Source organism: Bradyrhizobium sp. MV1.5 (assembly GCF_055807615.1).
In genome coordinates this window covers 61,810-84,470 of record NZ_JBVVPL010000008.1, presented here as the reverse complement: position 1 = coordinate 84,470, position 22,661 = coordinate 61,810, and the positions used below count along the sequence as shown (strand labels likewise).

General features: G+C 65.5%; 24 protein-coding genes. 8 read left to right on the top strand and 16 right to left on the bottom strand.

All coding sequences use genetic code 11. From position 1 onward, the window contains the following. Nucleotides 1–93: 93 nt before the first annotated feature. Together glmM and AC0L2J_RS10485 are read right to left on the bottom strand one after the other, a co-directional pair. Nucleotides 94–1,437, bottom strand: a complete 1,344-nt coding sequence (gene glmM / locus AC0L2J_RS10490; protein WP_007614751.1) for a phosphoglucosamine mutase — start codon at nucleotides 1,435–1,437, stop codon at nucleotides 94–96. Nucleotides 1,438–1,656: 219 nt separating this feature from the next. Continuing rightward, nucleotides 1,657–1,824 (bottom strand): hypothetical protein, encoded by a 168-nt coding sequence (locus AC0L2J_RS10485; RefSeq protein ID WP_007614753.1) that lies wholly within the window; start codon nucleotides 1,822–1,824, stop codon nucleotides 1,657–1,659. A gap of 137 nt (nucleotides 1,825–1,961) precedes the next feature. On the opposite strand from AC0L2J_RS10485, the gene AC0L2J_RS10480 reads away from it, so the two are divergent. Next, nucleotides 1,962–3,098, top strand: coding sequence for an alpha-hydroxy acid oxidase (locus AC0L2J_RS10480; RefSeq protein ID WP_063993910.1), 1,137 nt, complete (start codon nucleotides 1,962–1,964; stop codon nucleotides 3,096–3,098). A gap of 230 nt (nucleotides 3,099–3,328) precedes the next feature. On the opposite strand, the gene AC0L2J_RS10475 is transcribed toward AC0L2J_RS10480, so the two are convergent. The 8 genes from AC0L2J_RS10475 to AC0L2J_RS10440 form a co-directional block, all read right to left on the bottom strand. Then, a complete protein-coding gene (locus AC0L2J_RS10475; protein WP_473389096.1) occupies nucleotides 3,329–3,952 on the bottom strand; it encodes a single stranded DNA-binding domain-containing protein in 624 nt (207 codons plus the stop codon). A 15-nt stretch (nucleotides 3,953–3,967) separates the two neighbouring features. Continuing rightward, nucleotides 3,968–4,594, bottom strand: a complete 627-nt coding sequence (locus AC0L2J_RS10470; protein WP_473389092.1) for a hypothetical protein — start codon at nucleotides 4,592–4,594, stop codon at nucleotides 3,968–3,970. A gap of 67 nt (nucleotides 4,595–4,661) precedes the next feature. Further along, nucleotides 4,662–5,495, bottom strand: a complete 834-nt coding sequence (locus AC0L2J_RS10465; protein ID WP_473389088.1) for a shikimate dehydrogenase — start codon at nucleotides 5,493–5,495, stop codon at nucleotides 4,662–4,664. A 93-nt stretch (nucleotides 5,496–5,588) separates the two neighbouring features. Next, entirely contained in the window at nucleotides 5,589–7,343 is a 1,755-nt protein-coding gene (locus tag AC0L2J_RS10460) for a SulP family inorganic anion transporter (protein WP_473389084.1), read from the bottom strand. Nucleotides 7,344–7,452: 109 nt separating this feature from the next. Continuing rightward, entirely contained in the window at nucleotides 7,453–7,725 is a 273-nt protein-coding gene (locus tag AC0L2J_RS10455) for a helix-turn-helix domain-containing protein (protein WP_007614761.1), read from the bottom strand. Between the two features lie 399 nt (nucleotides 7,726–8,124). After that, nucleotides 8,125–10,173 carry an elongation factor G gene (locus tag AC0L2J_RS10450; protein ID WP_063993914.1) on the bottom strand — a complete coding sequence of 683 codons (2,049 nt, stop codon included), beginning with the start codon at nucleotides 10,171–10,173 and terminating at the stop codon, nucleotides 8,125–8,127. Between the two features lie 151 nt (nucleotides 10,174–10,324). Further along, on the bottom strand, nucleotides 10,325–10,804 hold the full coding sequence (locus tag AC0L2J_RS10445; protein WP_007614763.1) for a DUF992 domain-containing protein: 480 nt from the start codon (nucleotides 10,802–10,804) through the stop codon (nucleotides 10,325–10,327). A 410-nt stretch (nucleotides 10,805–11,214) separates the two neighbouring features. Further along, the gene (locus tag AC0L2J_RS10440) at nucleotides 11,215–12,417 is read right to left on the bottom strand and encodes a pyridoxal phosphate-dependent aminotransferase (RefSeq protein ID WP_007614764.1); all 1,203 of its coding nucleotides are present in this window, start codon (nucleotides 12,415–12,417) and stop codon (nucleotides 11,215–11,217) included. Between the two features lie 504 nt (nucleotides 12,418–12,921). Between AC0L2J_RS10440 and AC0L2J_RS10435 the strand changes: the two genes are divergently transcribed. From AC0L2J_RS10435 to AC0L2J_RS10410, 6 genes are all read left to right on the top strand, one after another. Continuing rightward, nucleotides 12,922–13,572: a glutathione S-transferase family protein gene (locus tag AC0L2J_RS10435; RefSeq protein ID WP_007614765.1), complete on the top strand. Its 651-nt coding sequence runs from the start codon at nucleotides 12,922–12,924 to the stop codon at nucleotides 13,570–13,572. A 155-nt stretch (nucleotides 13,573–13,727) separates the two neighbouring features. Continuing rightward, nucleotides 13,728–13,904 carry a hypothetical protein gene (locus AC0L2J_RS10430; RefSeq protein WP_007614766.1) on the top strand — a complete coding sequence of 59 codons (177 nt, stop codon included), beginning with the start codon at nucleotides 13,728–13,730 and terminating at the stop codon, nucleotides 13,902–13,904. Nucleotides 13,905–13,977: 73 nt separating this feature from the next. Next, nucleotides 13,978–14,136 (top strand): hypothetical protein, encoded by a 159-nt coding sequence (locus AC0L2J_RS10425; protein WP_007596748.1) that lies wholly within the window; start codon nucleotides 13,978–13,980, stop codon nucleotides 14,134–14,136. Nucleotides 14,137–14,265: 129 nt separating this feature from the next. Then, nucleotides 14,266–15,078: a PAS-domain containing protein gene (locus AC0L2J_RS10420; RefSeq protein WP_473389076.1), complete on the top strand. Its 813-nt coding sequence runs from the start codon at nucleotides 14,266–14,268 to the stop codon at nucleotides 15,076–15,078. Nucleotides 15,079–15,240: 162 nt separating this feature from the next. After that, nucleotides 15,241–15,696 carry a GNAT family N-acetyltransferase gene (locus tag AC0L2J_RS10415; RefSeq protein ID WP_473389072.1) on the top strand — a complete coding sequence of 152 codons (456 nt, stop codon included), beginning with the start codon at nucleotides 15,241–15,243 and terminating at the stop codon, nucleotides 15,694–15,696. A gap of 276 nt (nucleotides 15,697–15,972) precedes the next feature. Continuing rightward, nucleotides 15,973–16,914, top strand: a complete 942-nt coding sequence (locus AC0L2J_RS10410; RefSeq protein ID WP_473389068.1) for an aldo/keto reductase — start codon at nucleotides 15,973–15,975, stop codon at nucleotides 16,912–16,914. An 18-nt stretch (nucleotides 16,915–16,932) separates the two neighbouring features. Here the strand turns inward: AC0L2J_RS10410 and hmuQ are convergent, their stop codons facing one another. From hmuQ to AC0L2J_RS10395, 3 genes are all read right to left on the bottom strand, one after another. After that, on the bottom strand, nucleotides 16,933–17,256 hold the full coding sequence (gene hmuQ, locus AC0L2J_RS10405) for a heme-degrading protein HmuQ (protein WP_446481865.1): 324 nt from the start codon (nucleotides 17,254–17,256) through the stop codon (nucleotides 16,933–16,935). Between the two features lie 79 nt (nucleotides 17,257–17,335). Further along, nucleotides 17,336–18,553 carry a DUF1501 domain-containing protein gene (locus AC0L2J_RS10400; RefSeq protein WP_473389421.1) on the bottom strand — a complete coding sequence of 406 codons (1,218 nt, stop codon included), beginning with the start codon at nucleotides 18,551–18,553 and terminating at the stop codon, nucleotides 17,336–17,338. A 2-nt stretch (nucleotides 18,554–18,555) separates the two neighbouring features. Then, complete coding sequence (locus AC0L2J_RS10395) at nucleotides 18,556–20,133, bottom strand: DUF1800 domain-containing protein (protein ID WP_473389065.1); 1,578 nt, start codon at nucleotides 20,131–20,133, stop codon at nucleotides 18,556–18,558. A gap of 114 nt (nucleotides 20,134–20,247) precedes the next feature. Between AC0L2J_RS10395 and AC0L2J_RS10390 the strand changes: the two genes are divergently transcribed. Then, entirely contained in the window at nucleotides 20,248–20,460 is a 213-nt protein-coding gene (locus AC0L2J_RS10390; protein ID WP_473389064.1) for a cysteine-rich CWC family protein, read from the top strand. A 159-nt stretch (nucleotides 20,461–20,619) separates the two neighbouring features. Here the strand turns inward: AC0L2J_RS10390 and AC0L2J_RS10385 are convergent, their stop codons facing one another. From AC0L2J_RS10385 to AC0L2J_RS10375, 3 genes are all read right to left on the bottom strand, one after another. Next, the gene (locus AC0L2J_RS10385; RefSeq protein ID WP_473389063.1) at nucleotides 20,620–21,315 is read right to left on the bottom strand and encodes a glutathione S-transferase family protein; all 696 of its coding nucleotides are present in this window, start codon (nucleotides 21,313–21,315) and stop codon (nucleotides 20,620–20,622) included. A gap of 128 nt (nucleotides 21,316–21,443) precedes the next feature. Beyond that, nucleotides 21,444–21,674 carry a hypothetical protein gene (locus AC0L2J_RS10380; protein ID WP_473389062.1) on the bottom strand — a complete coding sequence of 77 codons (231 nt, stop codon included), beginning with the start codon at nucleotides 21,672–21,674 and terminating at the stop codon, nucleotides 21,444–21,446. Then, a complete protein-coding gene (locus tag AC0L2J_RS10375; protein ID WP_473389061.1) occupies nucleotides 21,671–22,450 on the bottom strand; it encodes a TSUP family transporter in 780 nt (259 codons plus the stop codon). Before AC0L2J_RS10375 ends, AC0L2J_RS10380 begins: the two co-directional genes overlap by 4 nt. Nucleotides 22,451–22,661: the final 211 nt, after the last annotated feature.

The window sequence follows — 22,661 nt, the reverse complement described above, 5'->3', positions numbered from 1 at the left end:
GGAGCGAAGCGCAATCCGGGGCCGTTCGCTTGTTGCAGGATTCCCGGATTTCGCTGCGCTCCATCCGGGCTACGATCGTTCTCGCGTAGCGCCTCAGGCCGCGGCCTGCCCGAGCGCGGAGACGATGGTATCGACGACGTCCTCGACCAGGATGCGATCCTCGCCCTCGCCCATGACGCGGATCACCGGCTCGGTGCCGGAGGAGCGGATCAGCAGGCGGCCGTGGCCGTTGAGCCGCTGCTCGCCGTCGGAGATCGCCGACTTGACGTCGGAATTGTCGAGCGGCTTGCCGCCCTTGTGACGGACGTTCTTCAGGATCTGCGGCAGCGGATCGAAACGATGGCAGACTTCCGACACCGGACGGCGTAGCTTCTGCACCACGGCCAGCACCTGCAATGCGGCAACGAAGCCGTCGCCGGTGGTGGCGTAGTCGGACAGGATGATGTGGCCGGACTGCTCGCCACCGAGATTGTAGCCGCCGTTCAGCATCTGCTCGAGCACGTAGCGATCGCCGACCGGCGTGCGCACGAGATCGAGTCCCTGCGCATTGAGGAAGCGCTCGAGCCCGAGATTCGACATCACGGTGGCGACGATGCCGGATCGCGACAGCCGGCCGTCTTCCTTCCAGCTCTGCGCGATCACCGCGAGCAGCTGGTCGCCGTCGACGACGTGGCCGCGCTCGTCGACCAGGATGACGCGATCGGCGTCACCGTCGAGCGCGATGCCGATGTCGGCGCGCATCTCGCGGACCTTCTTCGACAGCGCTTCGGGCGAGGTGGAGCCGCATTCCTTGTTGATATTGAAGCCGTCGGGCTCGACGCCGATCGGAATCACGTCGGCACCCAGCTCCCACAGCGCTTCCGGCACCACCTTGTAGGCGGCGCCATTGGCGCAATCGACCACGACGCGCAAGCCGTCGAGCGACAGATCGCGCGGCAGCGTGCGCTTGGCGAATTCGATGTAGCGGTCATGCACGCCGTCGATGCGGCGGGCGCGGCCGAGACTGGCGCTCTGGGCGAGACGCTTGTCGATAGGCTCGTCGAGCAGCTGCTCGATCTGCTTCTCGACATCGTCGGAGAGCTTGAATCCCTGCGGGCCGAACAGCTTGATGCCGTTGTCCTCGAACAGATTGTGCGACGCGGAGATCATCACGCCGAGATCGGCGCGCATCGACTTGGTCAGCATCGCGACCGCCGGCGTCGGCATCGGGCCGACCAGCAGCACATCCATGCCGACCGAGGTGAAGCCCGCCACCATGGCGTATTCGATCATGTAGCCGGACAGACGGGTGTCCTTGCCGATCACGACCCTGTGGCGATGGTCACCGCGCTGAAACGCCAGGCCTGCGGCCTGGCCGACCTTGAGCGCGAGCTCCGGCGTGATCAGTCCGTTGGCGCGGCCCCGGATCCCGTCCGTCCCGAAATATTTGCGGCTCATCTCGTCCCCCACGCGACAACCAGGGATCCCCAATACAACCTGCGGATGCCCTGGCGGGACCCGCATCCCTGATTTGCTGAGGTCTTATAAAGCCATCGCGGCTAACTTGGCTTCAAAAAATATGATGAATCATTACGGAACCGGGCGTACCCCGGTGCCGGTAAGGTGCTGTTAACGTTATATTTCCAGCGAGGACGCCGGAACAGGGCGGAACCGCGCCTAGTCCGAGCGCTTCACATGGCCGTCGGCGCGGCTCGGCGCCGGCTGGGTGACATTGACGGGATCGGAGCCCGGAAAGGTCTCTTCCAGACCTTCCTCCAGCGCGTCCTCGAGATCATGCTTCTCCTTGATCTCCTCCGGCGTCGGTCCGGTGTGCGGCCTGGTCATGGCGCCCTCCTCTCCACAAAGGATTTGCAAACGATTTGGCTCTGCATCCAACCATGCTAGATGACCCCTCGATCTTCCGATGCAAGAGTCCTCCGATGCAAGACTCTTCCAGTACGAGACGGGCCGGGGAAACGTTCATGAAGCACATCACCTGTATCGACGATCTTCGCACACTGCATCAGCGCCGCGTGCCGAAGGCCTTCTTCGATTATTGCGACCGCGGCTCCTACGCCGAGGAAACGCTGCGCGCCAACCGCGAAGACATGCAGGCGATCAAGTTCCGCCAGCGCATCCTGGTCGACGTCTCCAAACGCGACACTTCCACCACGATCCTCGGCGAGCCCTCGACCATGCCGCTGATACTCGCGCCGGTGGGCCTGCTCGGCATGCAGCATGGCGATGGTGAGATCCATGCCTGCCGCGCCGCGCAAGCCGCCGGTATCCCGTTCACGCAGTCGACGATGTCGATCTGCTCGATCGAGGACATCGCGGCCAGTGTCGAGAAGCCGTTCTGGTTCCAGCTCTACGTGATGAAAGACCGCGGCTTCATCAAGGAATTGATCCAGCGCGCGATCGCGGCGAAATGCTCCGCGCTGGTGCTGACCGTTGACCTGCAAGTGATCGGCCAGCGCCACGCCGACATCAAGAACGGCATGACGGTGCCGCCGGAATGGTCGCTCTCGAAGCTGTTGGATTTCGCCAGCAAGCCCACCTGGGTCTCCGGCGTGCTGCAAGGCAAGCGTCGCACCTTCGGCAACATCGCCGGCCATGTGAAGAACACCGGGGACCTCAATCGCCTCGCCGAGTGGACGGCCTCGCAGTTCGATACGTCCCTGAACTGGAAGGACGTCGAATGGGTCCGCAGCATCTGGCCGGGCAAGCTGATCATCAAGGGCATTCTGGACGTCGAGGACGCCGAGGAAGCCGCCAAGACCGGCGCGCAGGCCCTCGTCGTGTCGAACCATGGCGGCCGTCAGCTCGACGGCGCGCCGTCATCCATCGAGGTGCTGCCCGAGATCGCCGAGGCGGTCGGTGACAGGATGGAGATCATGTTCGACGGCGGCATCCGCTCCGGCCAGGACGTGATGCGCGCGCTCGCGCTCGGCGCAAAGTCCTGCATGATCGGCCGCGCCTACGCCTACGGCCTCGGCGCCGGCGGCCAGGCCGGCGTCGCCAAGGCGATCGACATCATCCAGAAGGAGCTGCTCACCACCATGGGCCTGTGCGGCGTCAACAGGATTGACGAGATCGACGAACATATCATCGCGATGTGAGCGCCTACCGGGATGCAGCTGCAATAACAGCTGTCGTCCCGGACAAGCGCAGCGAAGCGGAGCGCTGATCCGGGACCCATAACCACAGGCAAGCGTGGTTACGGGGGACTCGGAGCAACCTGCATCGCGCAACAACTTCTCCCTGTGGTTATGGGTCCCGGATCTGCGCTTACGCTTGTCCGGGACGACAGTGGAATTTGTTGCGGCAGTTGCGCTCTATTTTTCTCGCCTCACATCGGCGGCGTCACCCCATCCCTGCCGACGTTGACGCGGTTGGCTTCCAGCGAACCATCGTCCTTCTTCACCGCACCGAAAATGATCAGCTTGGCTCCCGGCTTGAGCTCGGATTTGTCGCTGGCGACGAAGGTGACGATCGGCGTGTCCGGGGGCACCACGACTTTCTTCTCGCCGTCCTTGTACTTGACCGTGATGTTCTGGCCGCCGGTGCCCTTCACCGTCTGCGTCACGGTGGCGTTGGTCATGGTCGAGTTGGCGCGCGCGTCCCAGGGACGAAAACCTTCGGCCGCGCCGCGCTGGTTTTCGGGGAAGATGTGCACCGCGATCGCCTTCTGGGTGCCGTCAGGCTCGGGCAGGCCGGTGACGCCGATATAGGAGCCGTCCTTGATCTCCGACAACGACGTCTTCACCACCGCGAACACGGCGACGTTGTCGGTCATGCGCACCTTCACGTCGCTGCCTTCGCGGGTCTTGATGCCGAGCGTGTTGCCGTCGACACTCTCGATGGCGCCGCGGATGCGGACCGTCGGCGTCTGCTGCGCCAGGGCGGATGACGTAACGATGCAGGCGGCGAATGCGGCCGCGCCAATACGTGATATCCAGGTTCTCTTCGACATGTTGTTATTCTCCGCTCACATCGGCGGCGTCAGGCCGTCGCGGCCGACGCTGACGCGGTTGGTTTCGAACGAGCCGTCCGGCAGCTGCTTCATGAAGGCGATCACCTTGGCGCCGGCCTTGAGATCGGATTTGTCGCCGGGCACGAAGGTCACCACCGGCGTATTGTCGGCGACGAACACCTTCTTCTCGCCGTCCTTGTACTTGACCAGCAGCGTATGGCCGTCATTGCCGACCACGCTCTCCGCGACGGTCGCATTGGTCATGCTGGAGTTGGGCTTGAGGTCGTAGGGGCGCGAGCCCTCGCCGGTGCCGCGCATGCTCTCCGGAAACACGTGGACCTCGACCGCGTTCGCGCCGCCGTCCGGTCCCGGCACGGTGGTGGCGCCGACGAAGGAGCCGGGCTTGATGTCGGCAAGTGAAATCCTGGTAATGCCCGACACGTTCACGTCGGAGGCGATGTGCAGCTTGACATCCTCGCCGCTGCGCGCCTTGACCTGCATCGTGTCACCGTTGACGCTTTCGATCGTGCCGCGCACGCGCGTCGGCACCGGCGCCCTTTGCGCAAGTGCCGAGAGGGTCGAGACGACCACCATCGCGACGGCGATGAGCGGACGTGTGAAAGTTGCACGTTGAACAGACATGATGGTCTCCGATTGTCCCTATTGTCCCCTTACGGACATAGAACTCCGGAGATTACGCGCTATTCTCTCAAGTCTTTGTGAGATCGGCCTCGACCAGCGCACGCAGCTCGGCCGTGACCTGCGGTCGCTGGCCAAACCACAGCTCGAAGCCGCGGACCGCCTGATGCAGCAGCATGCCGAGCCCGTCGGCGGTCTTCAGCCCGCGCGCCTTTGCGGCCGCGAGCAGCGGCGTCACCAACGGGACATAGACGAGATCGGCGACCACGGCACCATCCGGCAGGCGCGCCACTTCAAGGTCGAGTGAAGGCTGACCGTGCATGCCGAGCGAGGTCGTGTTCACGAGAAGTTTTGCGCGCGGCAGGACGTCGTCGATGTCGTCCCAGGCAACAGGATGCACCTTCGGCCCGAACTGCCTTGCAAGCATCTCGGCCCGGCCGATGGTGCGATTGGCGAGATGCACGCAGCTGATGCCGCGTTCGAGCAACCCGAACACGATGGCGCGCGCGGAGCCGCCGGCGCCGAGCACCAGCGCCTCGCTGGCTGCGTCCCAGCCGGGCGCGCTGGCATCGAGATTGCCGATAAAGCCTTCGACGTCTGTGTTGGTCGAGCGCAGCTCGCCGTCAGCAAACCACAGCGTGTTGGCCGCACCGACAGCTCGCGCGCGGGCATCGGGCGTCGAAAGCTCAAGCACGCCCTCCTTGTGGGGGATGGTGACGTTGGCGCCGACGAAGCCGCGCAGCGACAGCCGCAACACGAAGTCGCGCAAATTATCCGGTGGAACCGCCTCGATGACATAGCCGCCCTCGATCCCGAGCGTGCGCAGCCAGTAACGATGGATCAGCGGCGAGCGCGAATGCGCAGCCGGCCATCCAATCAGACAGGCTGCGGGAGCCTTGGTCACGGTCGTCCTCCCCTGGGATCGTTTCGGAGGCGATCCATTTCGCGTCCCGCAGGCGCTGTCAAGCGCGCGGGCCGGATCGGAAGAGGCTCGACGTCAGGTCGTGCCCGCCTCACTGGCCGCGGGGTGCGCCGCACCGCCCTTGATGTCGGCGACCGCACGCGCGATGGTCTCGCGATAGCGCGCGCGTGGCGGCGTGACGCCGTGGGTGAGCAGCGCGCGGCGAACCGTTGGCGATGCCCCCGTGATGAACAGCCGGATACCCTGGCGGTGGGCCTTGGCGGCGACGCGGCCGAGCACGTTGGCCGCGGTCGAATCCAGGAACGGCACGTCGGCGAAATCGACCACAAGCCCCTTGCGCTTGCCGGCGATGCCGTCGAGCACGCTGCCGATCGCCGAGGCCGCGCCGAAGAAGAACGCACCGGTGATGCGATAGACCAGCACGTCGCGATCCACCGCGAGCGCGGGGTCGTAAGGCACGCGCCCGCCATTATCGTCATCGGGACGATCGGCGGCGACCAGCGGCGAACGTTCCTCGATGCCGGTCATTTCCGCCATGCGATGGATGAACAGGACCGCGCCAAGCGCGAAGCCGACCAGAATGCCTTCGGTCAGATCGCGGAAGATGGTGAGCAGGAACGTTGCGAGCAGCACGACGGCATCGCCCCACGACGAGCGCAGCAGCGTCGCGAATTCGTGCTTCTCCGCCATGGTCCAGGCCACGACGACGAGCACGGCGGCGAGCGCGGCCAGCGGGATGTAGCTCGCGAGCGGCGCTGCGATCAGCATGAACAGCAGCAGGAAGACCGAATGCAGCATGCCCGCGAGCGGCCCCCGCGCGCCGGCGCGGATGTTGGTCGCGGTGCGCGCGATCAGCCCCGTGACGCAGATGCCGCCGAACAGCGCCGCGCCGACATTGGCAGCGCCTTGCGCCACCAGCTCGCAATTGGAGCGGTGACGGCGTCCGGTCATGCCGTCGGCCACCACCGCCGACAGCAGCGATTCGATGGCCGCGAGCAGCGCGAAGGAGATCGCATCGGGCAGCACGGCGGTCGCCTTCGCGAGCGAGAACGCAGGCAAGGCCGGCGAGGGCAGTTCGCGCGGGATGCCGCCGAAGCGCGATCCGACGGTCTCGACCGGCAGCGACAGCACGGCACATGCGACCGCCGCGAGCACGACCGCGATCAGGATGCCCGGCCAGGACGGGCGCCAGCGCCGCAGGCCGGCGATGATGGCGATGCTGACGATCGCGACCGCGACGGCCGACGGATTGACGGTGTGCAGGCCGCCGGCGAGCGCGACGAGTTTCGGAACGAATTCGCTCGGCTCCTTCGCGAGGAGCGTGATCCCGCCGAGATCGCGCAGCTGGCTGGCGAAGATGATGACGGCGATGCCGGCCGTGAAGCCGACCGTCACCGGATACGGAATGAACTTGATATAGGTGCCGATCCGCAGGAAGCCCGCAGCGATCAGGAACAGGCCCGCCATCAGCGTGGCCAGGATCACGCCGTCGACCCCGTGACGGTCGGCGGTCGCCGCAACCAGCACAATGAAGGCGCCGGCGGGACCGCCGATCTGGAACCGGCTGCCGCCGAGCAGTGACGCAATGAAGCCGCCGACAACAGCGGTGTAGAGGCCGCGATCCGGCGTCACGCCCGAGGCGATCGCGATCGCCATCGACAGCGGCAGCGCGACGATCGCGACCGTAAGGCCCGCGAACACATCGGCGCGGAAATCCGACCAGCCATAGCCCTCACGCCACACGGTGACGAGCTTTGGCAGATACAGTTCGGTAAAGGTCGGCCGACGAAGCTGGTGCAGCTTGCCTGCGTGTTCGCCTGTAATGCTCATTTCAGCAAAATGCTCCGCTGCCCACGACGCTCCGATGCATCGTGCGGCCGCGTATCGGGGCGCGACGGTGCGTTAGTTAAGTCTGCTCCCGAGCATGATCATTGCGGGATCATGCTCCCACCCGCCGCGGCGGCCCCGGCTCCTTGAGCCGAACGCCACGTCCGCCGCCTTCGCTGCGCGCCTGCTCGCCGATCAGCTCGACGCCGGCCCGATCAAAGGCTTCGACCACCTTCATCAAGGTCTCGACCACGCCGCGAACGTTGCCGGTGCTCGCCTCCATCCGCTGAATGGTCGGCAGCGATACGCCTGCAAGCTCCGCCAAGGCCCTCTGGTCAATGCCGAGCAGCGCGCGCGCTGCCCGCATCTGGAACGACGTGATCACCTTGGCCTCACGTATGAACGATTATAAGTGATGTCTGGAGCATGCACAATGATGTAAAATACATCATACCCGAGAAAGCGCAAGGGGGGCCTCCCGCGGGCCCGTCCGCCCCTCTGCCATAGCGAGCACTTGTTCCCTGACCGTCACCCTGAGGTGGCCGCTTCTTTAGCGGCCCTCGAAGGGCGACGGCCCGGCTGCAGCAACGGGGCCGCACATCCTTCGAGGCTCGCCGCGCAGTGCAAATCCACTGCGCAACTCGCACCTCAGGATGACGGAGTTAGAGCCTTGCTGCGCTCACGATCAGGCGTGGGAGGGCGCAGCCCCTCACCCCACCCTCTCCCCGTAAAGAACGGGGAGAGGGTGCGAGAGAGTGATGCGTCCCTTACTTCGGCAGACCGATCACGCCGCGTGCTGATGCGCTGCGATGATCTGGTCGGCGGCGCGCCCCGTGACTTCGGCCATGTGGTCGAACTGGCGGGTGAAGCTGCCGGCGCCTGCCGTGGCCGAGCGCAATTCGACGATCAATTCGCCGATCTCGGCTTCCGGCATCATGGCGCGGACGCAGTCCCATCCGCTCCAGCCGTCGCGGGTGTCGAAGCCGAGGATCTGGCCGCGTCGCGCCGACAGGATCGCGTTGATCTTGGCGGTAGCGTCGGTCGGGCAGACGATCTCGACCACGTGGATCGGCTCCAGCAACACAGACTGGCATAGCGGCAGGCCTTCGTTGAGCCCGACCCGCGCCGCGGTGCGGAAGGCGAGGTCGGAGGAATCGACGCTGTGATAGGAGCCGTCGGTCAGCGTCACCTGCAAATCGGTGACCGGGAAACCGAGCGGGCCGCGGGCGAGCCCATCGACGACGCCCTCTTCCACCGCGCCGATGTAGTTGCGCGGCACCGCGCCGCCAACCACCTTCTCGGCGAACTTGAAGCCCTCGCCGCGCGGCAGCGGCCTGATGTCGAGCACGACATCGCCGAACTGGCCATGGCCGCCGGACTGCTTCTTGTGGCGGCCGCGCTGGACGATCGGCTTGCGGATGGTTTCCTGATAGCCGATCGCGGGGGGATGCGAGGCGACCTTGACGCCGAAACGATCGCGTAGCCGCTCGCTCGCGACGCGCAAATGCATCTCGCCCTGCCCCCAAAGCACGGTGTCGTGGGTCTGCGCGTTCATCACGAAGACGAGCGAGGGATCCTCCTCGTGCAGCCGCATCAGCGCCTGGCCGAGCTTGACGTCGTCCTTGCGGTCGGTGGCCGCAACCGAGATCGCGAGCACCGGCGGAGTGGGCTCAACGGCGACGAGCGCTGCCGGCGGGGCCTTGCCGTTCGAGACCGTATCGCCGGTCTTGATCGGGTCGAGCTTGGCGAGCGCCACCGTGTCGCCGGCTTCCGCCGCGGCACGCTTGGTGTCGTAGGCCCCGGTGACGGCGAGGATGCCGGAGATGCGGCTGGCTCCGCCGGAGGAGGATTGCAGCGTGGCACCGTCGTCGAGATGGCCGGCGAGCATCCGTGTCAGCGACAGCTTTCCGCCGTGCTGCGAATGCAGCGTCTTGAAGACGAAGCCGAGGGCGTCCCTGGTCTCGGGAACGCCGAGACGTTTTGCGGTCTCCGCGATACCGGGCGCCTCGTGGCGCAACGCTTTCATCAAACGCAGCACGCCGTTTTCGCGTGCGGCGGCGCCGAGCAGCACGGGGCAGATCAGCCCGTCGCGCAATTCGCGCGCGAGATCGTCGAACACGGCATCGCGCGGCGGCTGGATGTCCTCGAGCAGCTGCTCCATCAGCGCATCGTCGTGATCGGCGAGCTTCTCCAGCATCGAGAAGCGGGCCTCCTTCTCGCGATCGAGATCGCCGCCTTGGAGCGCGACCACTTCGGAGGCCTTGTGCTCGCGGTAAATGAACGCGCGCTCCAGCGCGAGATCGACGAAGCCCTCGATCAACTCGTCCTTCCAGATCGGGATCTGGCGCAACACCAGCGGCACGCGCGAGGCGGGCTGCAGCATCTCGAGCGTCTCGCGGATGCGCTTGTTGGCGCGGTCGATCTTGTTGAGGAACAGGAAGCGCGGAATCTTCAGCTCCTCCAGCTCGCGCAGAATGATCTGAAGCTGCGGCAGCTTCTTCTCGTCGGCTTCGCAGACCACGATCGCGGCATCGACCGCAGGCAGCGCGGCGCGCATGTCGTGGGCAAATTCGACGGAACCGGGACAATCGAGGAAGGTGTAGCTGTCGCCCATGAAACTGGTGGTGACGGCAGTCAGCCCGACGGTCATCTTGTGATGACGGGCCTCTGGCGTGGCGTCGCCGACGGAGGTTCCGGCATCGACGCTGCCGGCTCGCGGGATTGCGCCGGTTCGTGCCATGATCGCTTCGAGAAGTGTGGTTTTACCGCTTTGGAAAGGGCCCACCAGCGCGATGCACCGTGGACCTCGGGGACTTCTGACGTCTTGTCCCATTCGCCGCCTCCTTGGTGTGGAGCTCGGCCCATGATTGGGTCGGCAAACGCCGATGCTCTGCCCGTCCCCGAGATTTGGCAAGCATCAAACGTCGCTGCGGTGCGTCGTTGCCGGAATCGCGTCGGAGCGACGCGATTCGCACACGGGGTTGTTAACGGCCCGGGCGGAGTTCCAGACTCTCGAGGCCGGCTGCGACGTTGAGGCCGACCTGGCCCTGCACGCTGAGCGGCTGGAGCGCGATCGAATTGTTGGAGCCGCCGACCAGCACGTTGCCGCCGAGGCCGACACCGACCGAGGCGCTGCCTTGCGCGCCGGCATAGGTGCCGGCGAGATCGCCCGGTCCGAGCCGGTTCACCGGCGCGAACACGCCCCAGGCGAGTGCCGTTTCCTGGGTGATGCCGAGGTCGAGGCCCACCTTGCGAATCGTCGCGACGTAACGGTCGTCCGGCAAACCATCGACGCGCAGCACGCAGCCGAGATGGGTCACCGATCCCACGATGAAGCCGACGCTGGCACCGCCGCGGCATTCGAGCACGCCCACCTGCACCATCCGGGACTGCGCGCCGGCGCCCGCAACGGAGGCAACGAGGCTCGCAACGGCAAGCCCGGCGAGGAGGAGTGAACGGCGCATGAATATCTCCGGCGATGAATGTGATGCGAGCAGAGAGAGCGCCCTACCCGTGATGCGCGATGGTCTATGCCACAAGAGTTCTGTGCGTGCCAGAACGAACACGTCCAAAACCGAACTCGCGGAGGGAGCCCCTCACCCCACCCTCTCCCCGTAAGAACGGGGCGAGGGAGTGAGAGGTCGGCGCGCCCCTTACGATGAACAACGGCCAGGCGTTACTTAAACCTCTCCCCGCTCTTTTGCGGGGAGAGGTCGGATCGCTTTGGCGCGCAAGTGCGCGCCTGAGCGATCCGGGTGAGGGGCATGGCACAGCATCGGCCCAAGCATTCGTCCATCCAACTTCACTCATCGAAGCACGCATAAAAAAGGCCCGCGCGAAGCGGGCCCTTCCAATTTGCACTGCGGCGATAGCCTTACCGAAGATTGCCGCAGAAGCGCTGGATGCGCTTGCACGCATCTTCGAGGTCCGAGGTCTTGGTCGCGTAGGAGATGCGGAATGCCGGGCCGAGGCCGAAGGCCGAGCCCTGCACCACGGCGACGCCTTCGGTCTCCAGCAGTTCGGTGACGAACGTCTCGTCATTGTCGATCACCTTGCCCGACGGCGCGGTCTTGCCGATGGTGCCGGCGCAGGACGGATAGACGTAGAAAGCGCCCTCGGGCCGCGGGCATTCGATGCCCTTGGCCTGATTCAGCATGGAGACGACGAGGTCGCGGCGCTCCTTGAAGACCTTGTTGTTGGCGGGGATGAAGTCCTGCGGACCGTTCAGCGCCTCAACCGCGGCCCATTGCGCGATCGACGACGGGTTCGAGGTCGACTGCGACTGGATCGTCGACATCGCCTTGATGAGCTGCGCCGGGCCGCCAGCATAGCCGATACGCCAGCCGGTCATGCAATAGGCCTTCGACACGCCGTTCACGGTGAGCGTGCGGTCGTAGAGTTTCGGCTCGACCTGCGCGACCGTGGTGAACTGGAAGTCGTCATAGACGAGATGCTCGTACATGTCGTCGGTCATGACCCAGACGTGCGGATGCTTCACGAGCACGTCGGTCAGCGCCTTCAGCTCGGTCCTGGTGTAGGCAGCTCCGGTCGGGTTCGACGGCGAGCACAGGATCACCCATTTGGTCTTCGGCGTGATCGCGCGCTCGAGCGCCTCGGCCTGGAGCTTGAAGCCGGTCGCGGCGGTGCAGACCACCGGCACCGGCTCGCCGCCGGCGAGCGCCACCATCTCGGGATAGCTGACCCAGTACGGCGCGGGGATGATCACCTCGTCGCCCGGATTCATGGTTGCCATCAGCGCGTTGTAGAGCACCTGCTTGCCGCCGGTGCCGACGATGATCTGGTTCGCCTTGTAGACGACGCCGTTCTCGCGCTGAAACTTGGCGATGATGGCTTCCTTCAACTCGGGAATGCCGTCGACCGCGGTGTACTTGGTCTTGCCGGCTTCGATGGCGTGGATCGCGGCCAGCTTGATGTTGGCGGGCGTGTCGAAGTCGGGCTCGCCGGCACCTAAGCCGATGACGTTGCGGCCCGCCGCTTTCAGCGCACGTGCTTTATCCGTGACCGCGATGGTCGCGGACGGCTTCACACGGTCGAGCGCAGCGGCAAGGAAGGACATCGTCATCTCCTGACAAGCGTCGTGAACCCTTTGGCTTCACGACTCCGATTGTGGGAATGAGCCACCCTAAAACGAGTGCCGTTGCACCGCAAGAAACTTCGGCCCGATCCCGCAAAAGTTTACGTGTCTGACGCGCATCAAGCCGCGATTTCCCGCAATATTGCGCAACTTTGCCAGGCAAATCCCACATATCCGACAAGGCGTGTCCTCGGAGCAATTTTGGCGCCTTCGAGGGCCATGACAATGCGGAAGCTTCAGTGCCCAAAACGGGACCGCCGCTTCTCGCAAACGATCGCGTCGAGCAACGCACTTGTGCGTTGACGCAAGCGTGAACTGAGTTGGATGGTCGCACGGAAATGATCTTCCGCCGCATTGCAATGCGGTAGGGTTTTCGAGTTTTTCTATTGGCCGGGTCTTGCGGCGGATTCGCATCGGCATCATTGTTTAGCCGCGTTGCGGGGCAACAAGCGCCGCGCCCTCCCGTCTTCCGGAATCATCCTCAGAATGTACAAGCTCTATTCGATGCAGCGCTCGGGCAACAGCTACAAGGTCCGCCTTGCGCTGGCGCTGCTGAACTTGCCTTACGAAGCGGTCGAGGTGGACATTCTGCGCGGCGAGAGCCGCACCCCGGACTTCCTGGCCAAGAACCCATCCGGTCAGGTGCCGCTGCTCGAGGTCGGCGACGATCGCTATCTCGCCGAGTCCAACGCCATCCTGTGGTATGTCGCCGTCGGCACGCCGCTCGCGCCGGAGAACCGCATCGATCGCGCCGACGCGCTGCAATGGATGTTCTTCGAGCAGCACGCGCTGGAGCCGAACATCGGCGCGGCCTATTTCTGGCTGTCGCTGGTGAGGGGTGGCCGCGACCTCCAGACTCATTCGCTGGAGGATTGGATGGAGCGCGGCTATGGCGCGCTCCAGGTGATGGAGAATCACCTCAAGACCAACGACTATTTCGCCGCCCGCCAGCTCACGGTCGCCGACATCGCGCTGTACGGCTACACCCACCTCGCCGACCGCTGCGACTTCGACCTCTCGACCTTCCCGGCCATCCGGGACTGGCTGAAGCGCGTGGAAGCGGCCCCCGGCTTCGTCGCAATGGACTGGCGGCCGGCCGACATCGAGGACCCCGCCAGCATCGCCGCTGGCGCCTGAGCGGCGATCGCGCTCTGGCGAACAGCGGGCATAAGGGTCACCATTGCCGCAATCTCGCCATTTTCGCGCGATTGGCCGCCGCAATATTGCCGATTGCAACAGTGAAATTGTTCGATGTCGCGGGTGATTCGCTCGCGCGTTGAAGGATTTAGACCATGATTCGGGCGTCCGGCACGGCAGGCTTTCAGGGCCCACCCGCTACCGTTTCGTCTTCCCGGCTGACCAACGCGGTCGCGGCCTCGCTCGCCGTCGCCGCGCTCTCGCTGTGCCTGATCGTCACCCTGACGGTGCTGTCGACCAAGGCGACCATGGCGATGGGCCTGCCGGTCTGATTCCCGCTTCATCCTGGACCCGCCTTCAAGGCGCCGCGTGGCCCGCGCCGACCGGCATCGCGACAGGATTTCGATGAAATCACCTGTGGTCATCGTTGCAATCACCCTGACTGCGGCCATCCTGGTCGCGGCATCGCTGTTGATCTTCGTCGGCACGCGCAAGGGCCAGGGGACGTCGACGCTGAACGCGCCCGCGCTGCAACAACGTCTCAAGCACGCGCACTTGGTCTAAAATCATCCGAAAGCTTTGCGCATGAACCAAAGCGCACCTTAAGCACACCGCGCGAAACCGCATCGCAATGGCGCAATGTTCGGTCAGTGTTGCCGCCTTACCTCGTCCAGGGAGGAGCGAAACAGGCCCATGCGGTTGGGATGGCGTGCGATCTCCGGTCCAGCGCTGACGGCAGCGACTTTGCTGCTGACGATGTTTTTCGATCGCTTCGTCCCCGTTCCCTCGCCCGCGCCGCTGCTCGTCTGCATCGTGGCGCTCGCCGGCGCGCTCTCGGGTCCCGCTTCCGCCGTCGCCAGCGTAGCCATCGCCGTCATCGGCGCAGCACTGCTGCTCCTCAGCCGGCACGGCGTTGCAGGCCTGACCACGGCGGATATGATCCGGCTCGGCCTCCTGGCCGCGACGGCCGCGGGCACCGCAGGCATCACCGGCTTGATGCGCCAGCGGCTGCTCGGCACGTTTGCCGCCGAACGCCGGAGCCACGCCACCGCCGCGCGGCTGTCGGCGGCGCTCGACCAGGTCGATATCGGCATCGTGCTGCTCGATGCCGAGACGCGCGCCGAATTCATCAACCGGGCGTTCCGCGATTATTTTGCGGTGCCGGACGACATCGCCGACGGCAAGCCGCCGTTCATCGCGCTGATGTATCACGGCCGCGACACCGGCGCGTTCGAATTGCCCGAGGACGAGCTCGGCACCTTCATCGCACAGCGCATGGAGATGGTGCGGATCGGCGATGCCACGCCGATCAACATCCCCTTGCGCAATGGCGAGGTATTGCGCTTCGTCTGTGCCGCGCTGCCCGATGGCGGGCGCATGCTGAGCTACACGCCCGTGACGGACCTCGTGCGCCACACCGATGCGCCGTCCCGTGCCGATTACTACCGCTCGCTGCGCGATCCCGCGGGCCGCAAGCTGATCCGGTATCTGCGCGTCGCGGAGTGATGCGAGAGCCCGGCCTTATGGTTCGAGACGCGCCGCAGGCGGCGCTCCTCACCATGAGGGTCTGAGATTTCGCCACGCAACATGGCCGCAAGACGGCGTCCTGATTGATCGACGCATCCATCATCGCGTATGAAGGAGGCCTCATCGATCGCGGGAATTCATATGTCGCTCACCATTCGCCCCGTCACCAGGCAGGACTACGAACAATGGCTGCCGCTGTGGGACGGCTACAACGCCTTCTACGGCCGCTCCGGTCCGACCGCGCTCTCGCCCGAAATCACGCGCGTGACGTGGCAGCGTTTTTTCGATGCCTATGAGCCGGTGCACGGATTGGTCGCCGAGAGCGACGGCCACCTGCTCGGGATGACCAATTATCTGTTTCACCGCAGCACCACCGCGATCGAGCCATCCTGCTATCTCCAGGACCTGTTCACGACCGAGGCCGCACGCGGCAAGGGCGTCGGCTCGGCGCTGATCCACGGCGTCTACGAGCGCGCGAAGCTCGCAGGCTCTCCGCGCGTGTACTGGCAGACGCATGAGACCAACGTGACGGCGCAGCGCCTGTACGACAAGGTCGCCGAGCGTTCCGGGTTCATCGTCTATCGCAAGATCTTCTGATCCTCGAGATCGCGACGCCTGTGGATAACTCTGCCTGTCACCCGCGCGTAACATAGCGCGACTAGGCTGCAGCTGCGTCTGGTCAGCCCCCGTCACCGATCAAGCGCCCCAAAGCGGTCCCCGTCAGTCGCCGCGTCTGACAGGGGCCGCATTTTTTTGTCGGCAGTTCCTTGTCGGCAGCTCCTTGTCGACATGGCAGCAACGCGGCGCGCGGCTTGCTGCGGCGGCGCACCGCAGTCACAATACGCCCCTGCCAATCTCCGACAGGGATCTCCCATGGAAATTCGTAATCTCGGCGCCTCCGGCCTGCGCGTGTCTGCGGTCGGCCTCGGCTGCAACAATTTCGGCCAGCGCACGGATTTGGAGACCTCGCGCAAGGTGATCCATCGCGCGCTCGATCTCGGCATCACGCTGTTCGACACCGCCGACATCTATGCCGGCATGGGCGGTTCGGAAACGGTGCTCGGCACCGTGCTCGGCGACCGCCGCAAGGATATCGTGCTCGCCACCAAATATTCCAAGCCGATGGCGACGGACGGAACCAAGCAGGGCGCTTCGCGCCGCTACATCATGAACGCGGTCGAGGCGAGCCTGACGCGGCTCAAGACCGACTACATCGATCTCTATCAGCAGCACGATTACGACCCGCTGACGCCGATGGAGGAGACGCTGCGCGCGCTCGACGATCTCATCCGTCAGGGCAAGGTGCGCTATATCGGCAATTCCAATTTTCCGGCCTGGCGCCTGGCGGAAGCCGAGTTCACCGCACGCGCGATGAATGTCAGCCGCTTCGTCTCCTGCCAGGACGAATACAGCCTGCTGGTGCGCGACATTGAAAAGGACCTGCTGCCGGCCGCACAGGAGTACGAGCTCGGCCTCCTGCCGTTCTTCCCGCTCGCAAGCGGGCTCCTCACCGGCAAGTACCAGCGCGGTGCGACCGCCCCGACCGACACGCGCTTCGGCAAGGTACCGGCGTTACGCGACCGCTATGTCACTCCGCGCAACGAGGACATCGTCGAGAGGCTCACGGCCTTCGCGAAAGCGCGCGGGCACAGCATGCTCGAGCTCGCCTTCTCCTGGCTCGCCGCGCGCCCGCAAGTATCGAGCGTGATTGCCGGCGCCACCCGCGTCGCGCAGGTCGAGGAGAACGTGAAGGCGATTGCGTGGAAGCTCGGTGCGGAGGAGATGGCGGAGATCGACAAGATCACGCTGGGCTGATCGTTACGGCGTGGCGCGCTACTTGGCGCCGCGCCCCACCGTCTGCATCACCTCGAAGCCCTCGAACTGGGGATGGCCGAGATAGGTCGGCTTGGTGTCGCCGGCCCGCGCATGCGCGGCACGAAAAGCATCCGATTTGGTCCAGGCCTCGAACGCCGCATGGTTCGCCCACACCGTGTGCGAGGCGTACAGCGTGTGGTCCTCGAGCTCGGGGCCACGCAGCAGATGAAACTCGACGAAGCCCGGCACCTTGTCCAAATGGGTATCGCGCGAAAGCCAGACCTGCTCGAAAGCGGATTCAGATCCCTTGGCGACGCGGAAGCGGTTCATGGCGATGTACATGGGGATGATCTCCTGATGTTCGGCCGATCATGTCGTCATTCCGGGACGCGCCGCAAGGCGCGGCCGCTGGAATCGCAGCCTAAGTAACCAGCCCCTTCATCGGACGTGCGCTTGCACTATCCGGGAACACCGTCTCGGCCAGCACGCGATCCGACAGGCCGAACTGGCCCTGCAGCACGCCCTTGATCACGGAGCGCAGATCGGTGGTGGGCTTGAGATCGCGGGCCTCGAAGAGGTTGGCGGGCTTGAGGCCGGGCCAGTCGGCGATGACGCGGCCGCCCTTCACCGCGCCGCCGGCGAGCAGCGCGATCGTTCCCGTGCCGTGATCGGTGCCGTCGGTGCCGTTGATGCGCGCGGTGCGGCCGAATTCGGTGGCGACCACGACGACGGTGTCGCGCCAGCGGTCGCCGAGGCCGCTTTCGAATTCGGCGAGCGCACCGTCGAGCCCGCCGAGCAGGAAGGCGAGACGACCGACAGGGCCGCCTTCATTGGCGTGCGTGTCCCAACCATCGAACGCGAGCGCCGCGATGCGCGGGCCGTCGTCGGCCGCCATCAGTTTGGCGGCGCCGCGCGCGACCTGACGCATCTGCGCGACCGCGTTGCCCGGCTTCGGCTTCATGTCGGCGCCGCTCGCGGCCTTTTCCAGCTGAAGACCCTGCGACAGCACGGCCGCCAGCGCGGGATCGCGGTGACGATAGAGCTCGACCAGACGCATCGCGGTGTCGTCATCGGCTTGCGGCAGCGCCACCGGCGCCCAGCCGACGGTCGGCGCATTGCCGCGCAGCACCAGCGGCGTGGTCGGGCCGACGGCAAGAGCACTCGACACCCGCTCGCCGCGCGGCAGCGACTCCAGCGCGCGGTTGAGCCAGCCGGATTGCACGCGACCGGGCCCGGCATAGCCGCTTTCGAGCACGTCCTGGCCGTCGAAATGCGAGCGGTCGCGATAGGGCGTCGCCACCGCGTGGACCACCGCGGCGTGCCTATCGCGATACATGCGTGCGAACTCGGGCATCGCCGGATGCAGCGCAAAGAAAGTATCGAGCATTATCGCGGGATGGGCGCCGTCCGCCGTCAGCGCGATCGCCCCGTGCAGGCCGGCATAGTCGGGATCGCCGACCGGCGCGACGGTCGAGAGTCCGTCAAGCGCACCGCGCAGGATCACCACGATCAGCCGGGGATCGCGACCGTCGGCCGCGCGGGCAATTTTCGGCAAATAAGCCCAGGCCGCGAAGGAGGCGCCGCCGAGCAGGAGGCTGCGGCGCGAGGTGAGGAGCCGGTTCTCGACGCAGTCGATCATCATCATCTCCTCTGCATTTCCGGCGACATCAACAGCAGCGCCAGCGCCTGCTGCCGCGACTCCGCGCGCTCGATGGTGCGCCGCGTTTCGATCGAGGCCGCATCTGCGGCGGCAAATTCCAACAAATCGAGCGGGTCGATGTTGGGCCCGAGCCGCGCGCCCATTTGCGCGGCAATGTCGAGCCGGAGCTTGATGCCTTCGGGCGCAGCCCAGGCGGCGCTGGTATCGGCGAAACCATTCGGGCCGGCCGGCGACCACAGCGGCTGGCCCAGCAGATTGAGGTTGTTGAGATAGGCGCCGGGATCCTCCGGCACGCGCGCGAGCAGCCGGCCGCTCGCGACCAGGAAATCATAGGGACTCCGCATCTTCGTCAGCGGCGCCTTCCACGCCTCGTCGGAATCGACCAGTGCCGTTGCAAGCGCCTTGAGATCGCCGTCGGTCTTGATGAAGACATCGCGCAATCGCGCCACCAGCGCCGGCGGCGGATCGTCCGCAACGAAGTGGCGGACGAATTTGGTGGCGATGAAGTTCGCAGTCGAGGGATGGTGCGCGATGTCGGCGAGCGCGGCTTCGCCTTGCGCAAGGCCGGTTGGCTCGTAGCTCTTGCCGAGCAGCATTTGCGGCCCGGGCTGGTGCGCATTGACGTTGAACACGAAAGAACCGGGCGCTCCCAGCTGTCCCTGCCGGCCGGCAAAGGTCCAGCCGGTAATGATGCGCGCGAGCGAGGTGACGTCGTCCTGCGTGTAGCCGCCGCCGACACCGAGCGTATGCAGCTCCATGATCTCGCGCGCGAGATTTTCGTTCAGCCCGCGCCTGCGGTTCTGGCCCGCGCGCGAGTCCGGACCGAGCGATTGCTGGTTGTCGAGGAAGAACAGCATCGCCGGATGCTGCTCCACTGCTTTCAGCATGTCGGCGAAACGCCCGAGCACGTGCGGCCTGATCGCCTCGCGCTCGAACGCACCGGCCCATATCCGCGCCAGTTCGCCCTTGCTGGCGGAGATGCAGAAATGGTTGGACCAGAACACGACCAGACGTTCGGTGAAGCCGCACTCGACCAGGGTCGCGCGCTGCAACCGCGCCAACGCCTCGGCGCGAAAGGTTTTCTGGATGACGTTGAGCGGCTGCGGGGCGGGTTTTGCGGCGGCCGATGCGGCCGCGTTGGGCTGCATGGTGTCCGGCTTGGCCATATTGTCCGCCGGCTTATTGTCAGTAGATTTGTTGTCAGTAGGTTTGGCCTCGGCCATCTGGCCGGCGATCTCGGTTGCCACGGCGTTCAGCGAGAGATTGCGGCGCGGTCCTGGCTTCTGATCGGCCGGCGCTTCGGTCGGCGCGCCGGCTTTGGCGGCGGCCTCGCGCGCCTGCTTGACCTGATCCTGATAGGCGAACACGGCCTGCCCGAGCTGCGGCGTGGATTGCAGGCCCGGCGCCTCCAGCAGCACAGCGTTGGGGCGGGCGAGTTCCGCCTTCACAAAACCGCGAGGATCGGAGGCCGCGTTGACGAGATCGCCGGATGCGCCGCCGCGGGCGCCGAAGCCGAAACGGTTGAGCGCGACGAGCGCGGCTTGCGAATCGCGGGCCATCGATATGTCCTTCGCGCGTTGCCAACCGCTTTCCGAGTCTGTGCGCGAGGCATAATATACCGCAGCGGGAGATGAACCCGGCATGAAAATGACAGCACAGCTTTCGCGCAAATCATGACAAATCCGCAAGACATTCCAGTGCAGAAACCGCGCCGCCTCGCCTGCTCCCGTTGCGGCGCCGAGTTCGGTTGCGATCTCTCAGGCGCGTGCTGGTGCGCGGAAGAAACAGCGCGGCTGCCGATGCCGGTCAAGGGCGAGGATTGCTTGTGCCGGGCTTGCTTGCGCGAGGCGGCGGCGATGCGTAGCCCGGATGGAGCGCAAGCGTAATCCTCCGCGTCGTCCTGGCGAAAGCCAGGACCCATTACCCCAAGGGGCTGTTTGGCGAATACTCGTCGTTCGGGACGTCTATCGAATGCTATCGATAGAGTCCGCGGTATGGATCCTGGCTTTCGCCAGGACGACGTTGAGGAGAGACGGCTCGGACAATTACACCGCGTGCCCCGGCGATCTCCGCGCCATGCCGTCGAACGCATCCAGCAGCTTTTCGCGCCAGGCGTAGACCGGGTCGTCCGCTTCCAGCAGCTTGAACGGGCTCGTCACGCGCGCCCATTGAAAACCACCGAACACGATGTGGTCGGCATAGTTCGGTGCGGCCCCGCCGATGAAGGGCTGCTTCTTGAGGGTCTGCCGCATCACCTCGATCGATTTGCGGAAGGCGACCACACCGGCATCGCGGCTTGACATCACCTCTTCCAGACACTTGCCGAAACGCGCCTCGCGCGATTGGCGGAAATAGGCGGCGTCGACCTCGTCCAGATTCTTCGGAATGTCGGCGATGATCAACGGAAAGATGCCGCCGACGATGGCGATGTCGCCCCAGGCATTGAGCATGCGCGCCATGGCGCGGCCGCCCTCGCCGCCGAACAGCGACGGGCGGTCCGGAAACTTGTCTTCGAGATAATTCGCGATCGTCCAGGAATCGACCACCGGCTGGCCGTGATGCAACAGCACCGGAACCTTCTCCGAGCCGTGCGGCGCGATCGCGCTCTTCTCGGTGAAGCGCCAGGGCAGCGTTTCCGCGGAAAGGCCCTTGTGCGCCAGCGCCATCCGCGTGCGCCAGCAGAACGGGCTGAACGGTCGTGAGGCGTCGACGCCGACGAGTTCGAAGAGTTTTAGCGACATGAGCTGCCTCCACACGCTCCGTCATTGCGAGGAGCTCTTGCGACGAAGCAATCCAAACTGCCGCCGCGGAGACATTCTGGATTGCTTCGCTTGCGCTCGCAATGACGATGTGGAGACAGAAGGGCGCGTTACCGCCCGTTCGTGCGCAGCAGCTTCTCGCCGTCCTCCGTCACCGCGATGACCAGCCCGAGGCCGGCAATCGTCTCGCGCGCGACGTAGCCGCGGTCGGCGGCGTCTTCCCAGATGGTGAGGCGCGGGCACGAGGTCTTCCAGGTCGCGATCACCTCGGCATAGGCGCGCGGCTCGCGCGCAACCCATTCGACAAAGTCCAGCACCAGCGGGTCGGCAGTCTCGCTCATTGCAAACCTCCCTTGTCGAAGGCTGCCAGCACGGGCGTGCGGACCAGCAGCCAGCTGCCATAGGCGATATAGTAGCAGGCGATGGTGGTGATCAGCTTCATCGACCAGGCCACGAATTGCTGGTCGGTCATGGCTTCGAGGATGCGCCGCGCCAGCGTGGTGCCGAGCATGGATGCTGCGATCGCGACGGCCGCGATCACGGGATCGAGCGTCGCGGCCTGGTCGATCACGCCGCCGAAATAGATCAGCTTGGTGAAATGGCTGACGAGCTGGCACATCGCCTTGGTCGCTACCTTCTCGCGCCGGCCGAAATCGCCGCCGAGGAAGAAGGTGTCGAGCAGCGGTCCCGACACGCCGGTCATCAGCATGAGGCCCATGCAGATCGTGCCGTAGACGGTGCCCTGCCAGAGACGATCCGGATCCGGCTTGATGTTCGCGGGCAGCAGCCGCGCCATGAATGGGGTGACGCCGAGCAGCAGCAGCGCGACCGGCTTGTCCGGCACATAGCGGGTGAGCGACCACGCCGCGAGCGCGACGGCCGCGCCGGCCATATAGTTCGCGACCGGCCGCCAGCGGATATGCGCGCGCCAGAGAAAGGCGCGCCAGCCGTTGGAGGCCATCTGCGTGATCGCATGCAACACCATCGCGGTCGGCAGCGGCATCAAGGCCAGCAGCACGCCGATCAGGATCAGCCCGCCCGCCATGCCGAACAGCCCCGACAGGAACGCGGTGCCGACCATCAGCAATCCAAGGGCAGCGATCATGATGGGCGTCACGCGATGTCTCCGGTGGTGGCATGTAACGGAAGCAAAGGTGCTTCACTCCCTCTCCCCGCACGCGGGGAGAGGGTGGGGTGAGGGGGAGTCTCCGCAAGGGAGCCGGCAGTGGGACTCGCGGAGAGGGGCCCCCCCCCCCCCCCCCCCCGCCCGCCGGGGGGGGGGGGCCCCCCCCCCCCCCCCCCCCCCCCCCCCCCCCACCGGATTGATC

Excerpts from the sequence above, each read along its gene's own strand:
- AC0L2J_RS10380 (WP_473389062.1), bottom strand. The coding sequence starts at position 21,674 with ATGAGCGAGACTGCCGACCCGCTGGTGCTGGACTTTGTCGAATGGGTT.
- AC0L2J_RS10480 (WP_063993910.1), top strand. The coding sequence starts at position 1,962 with ATGAAGCACATCACCTGTATCGACGATCTTCGCACACTGCATCAGCGC.
- hmuQ (WP_446481865.1), bottom strand. The coding sequence starts at position 17,256 with ATGTACATCGCCATGAACCGCTTCCGCGTCGCCAAGGGATCTGAATCC.
- AC0L2J_RS10395 (WP_473389065.1), bottom strand. The coding sequence starts at position 20,133 with ATGGCCCGCGATTCGCAAGCCGCGCTCGTCGCGCTCAACCGTTTCGGC.
- AC0L2J_RS10430 (WP_007614766.1), top strand. The coding sequence starts at position 13,728 with ATGATTCGGGCGTCCGGCACGGCAGGCTTTCAGGGCCCACCCGCTACC.
- AC0L2J_RS10425 (WP_007596748.1), top strand. The coding sequence starts at position 13,978 with ATGAAATCACCTGTGGTCATCGTTGCAATCACCCTGACTGCGGCCATC.
- AC0L2J_RS10450 (WP_063993914.1), bottom strand. The coding sequence starts at position 10,173 with ATGGGACAAGACGTCAGAAGTCCCCGAGGTCCACGGTGCATCGCGCTG.
- AC0L2J_RS10390 (WP_473389064.1), top strand. The coding sequence starts at position 20,248 with ATGACAAATCCGCAAGACATTCCAGTGCAGAAACCGCGCCGCCTCGCC.
- AC0L2J_RS10400 (WP_473389421.1), bottom strand. The coding sequence starts at position 18,553 with ATGATCGACTGCGTCGAGAACCGGCTCCTCACCTCGCGCCGCAGCCTC.
- AC0L2J_RS10435 (WP_007614765.1), top strand. The coding sequence starts at position 12,922 with ATGTACAAGCTCTATTCGATGCAGCGCTCGGGCAACAGCTACAAGGTC.
- AC0L2J_RS10420 (WP_473389076.1), top strand. The coding sequence starts at position 14,266 with ATGCGGTTGGGATGGCGTGCGATCTCCGGTCCAGCGCTGACGGCAGCG.
- AC0L2J_RS10470 (WP_473389092.1), bottom strand. The coding sequence starts at position 4,594 with ATGTCTGTTCAACGTGCAACTTTCACACGTCCGCTCATCGCCGTCGCG.
- glmM (WP_007614751.1), bottom strand. The coding sequence starts at position 1,437 with ATGAGCCGCAAATATTTCGGGACGGACGGGATCCGGGGCCGCGCCAAC.
- AC0L2J_RS10445 (WP_007614763.1), bottom strand. The coding sequence starts at position 10,804 with ATGCGCCGTTCACTCCTCCTCGCCGGGCTTGCCGTTGCGAGCCTCGTT.
- AC0L2J_RS10385 (WP_473389063.1), bottom strand. The coding sequence starts at position 21,315 with ATGTCGCTAAAACTCTTCGAACTCGTCGGCGTCGACGCCTCACGACCG.
- AC0L2J_RS10475 (WP_473389096.1), bottom strand. The coding sequence starts at position 3,952 with ATGTCGAAGAGAACCTGGATATCACGTATTGGCGCGGCCGCATTCGCC.
- AC0L2J_RS10440 (WP_007614764.1), bottom strand. The coding sequence starts at position 12,417 with ATGTCCTTCCTTGCCGCTGCGCTCGACCGTGTGAAGCCGTCCGCGACC.
- AC0L2J_RS10415 (WP_473389072.1), top strand. The coding sequence starts at position 15,241 with ATGTCGCTCACCATTCGCCCCGTCACCAGGCAGGACTACGAACAATGG.
- AC0L2J_RS10460 (WP_473389084.1), bottom strand. The coding sequence starts at position 7,343 with ATGAGCATTACAGGCGAACACGCAGGCAAGCTGCACCAGCTTCGTCGG.
- AC0L2J_RS10485 (WP_007614753.1), bottom strand. The coding sequence starts at position 1,824 with ATGACCAGGCCGCACACCGGACCGACGCCGGAGGAGATCAAGGAGAAG.
- AC0L2J_RS10410 (WP_473389068.1), top strand. The coding sequence starts at position 15,973 with ATGGAAATTCGTAATCTCGGCGCCTCCGGCCTGCGCGTGTCTGCGGTC.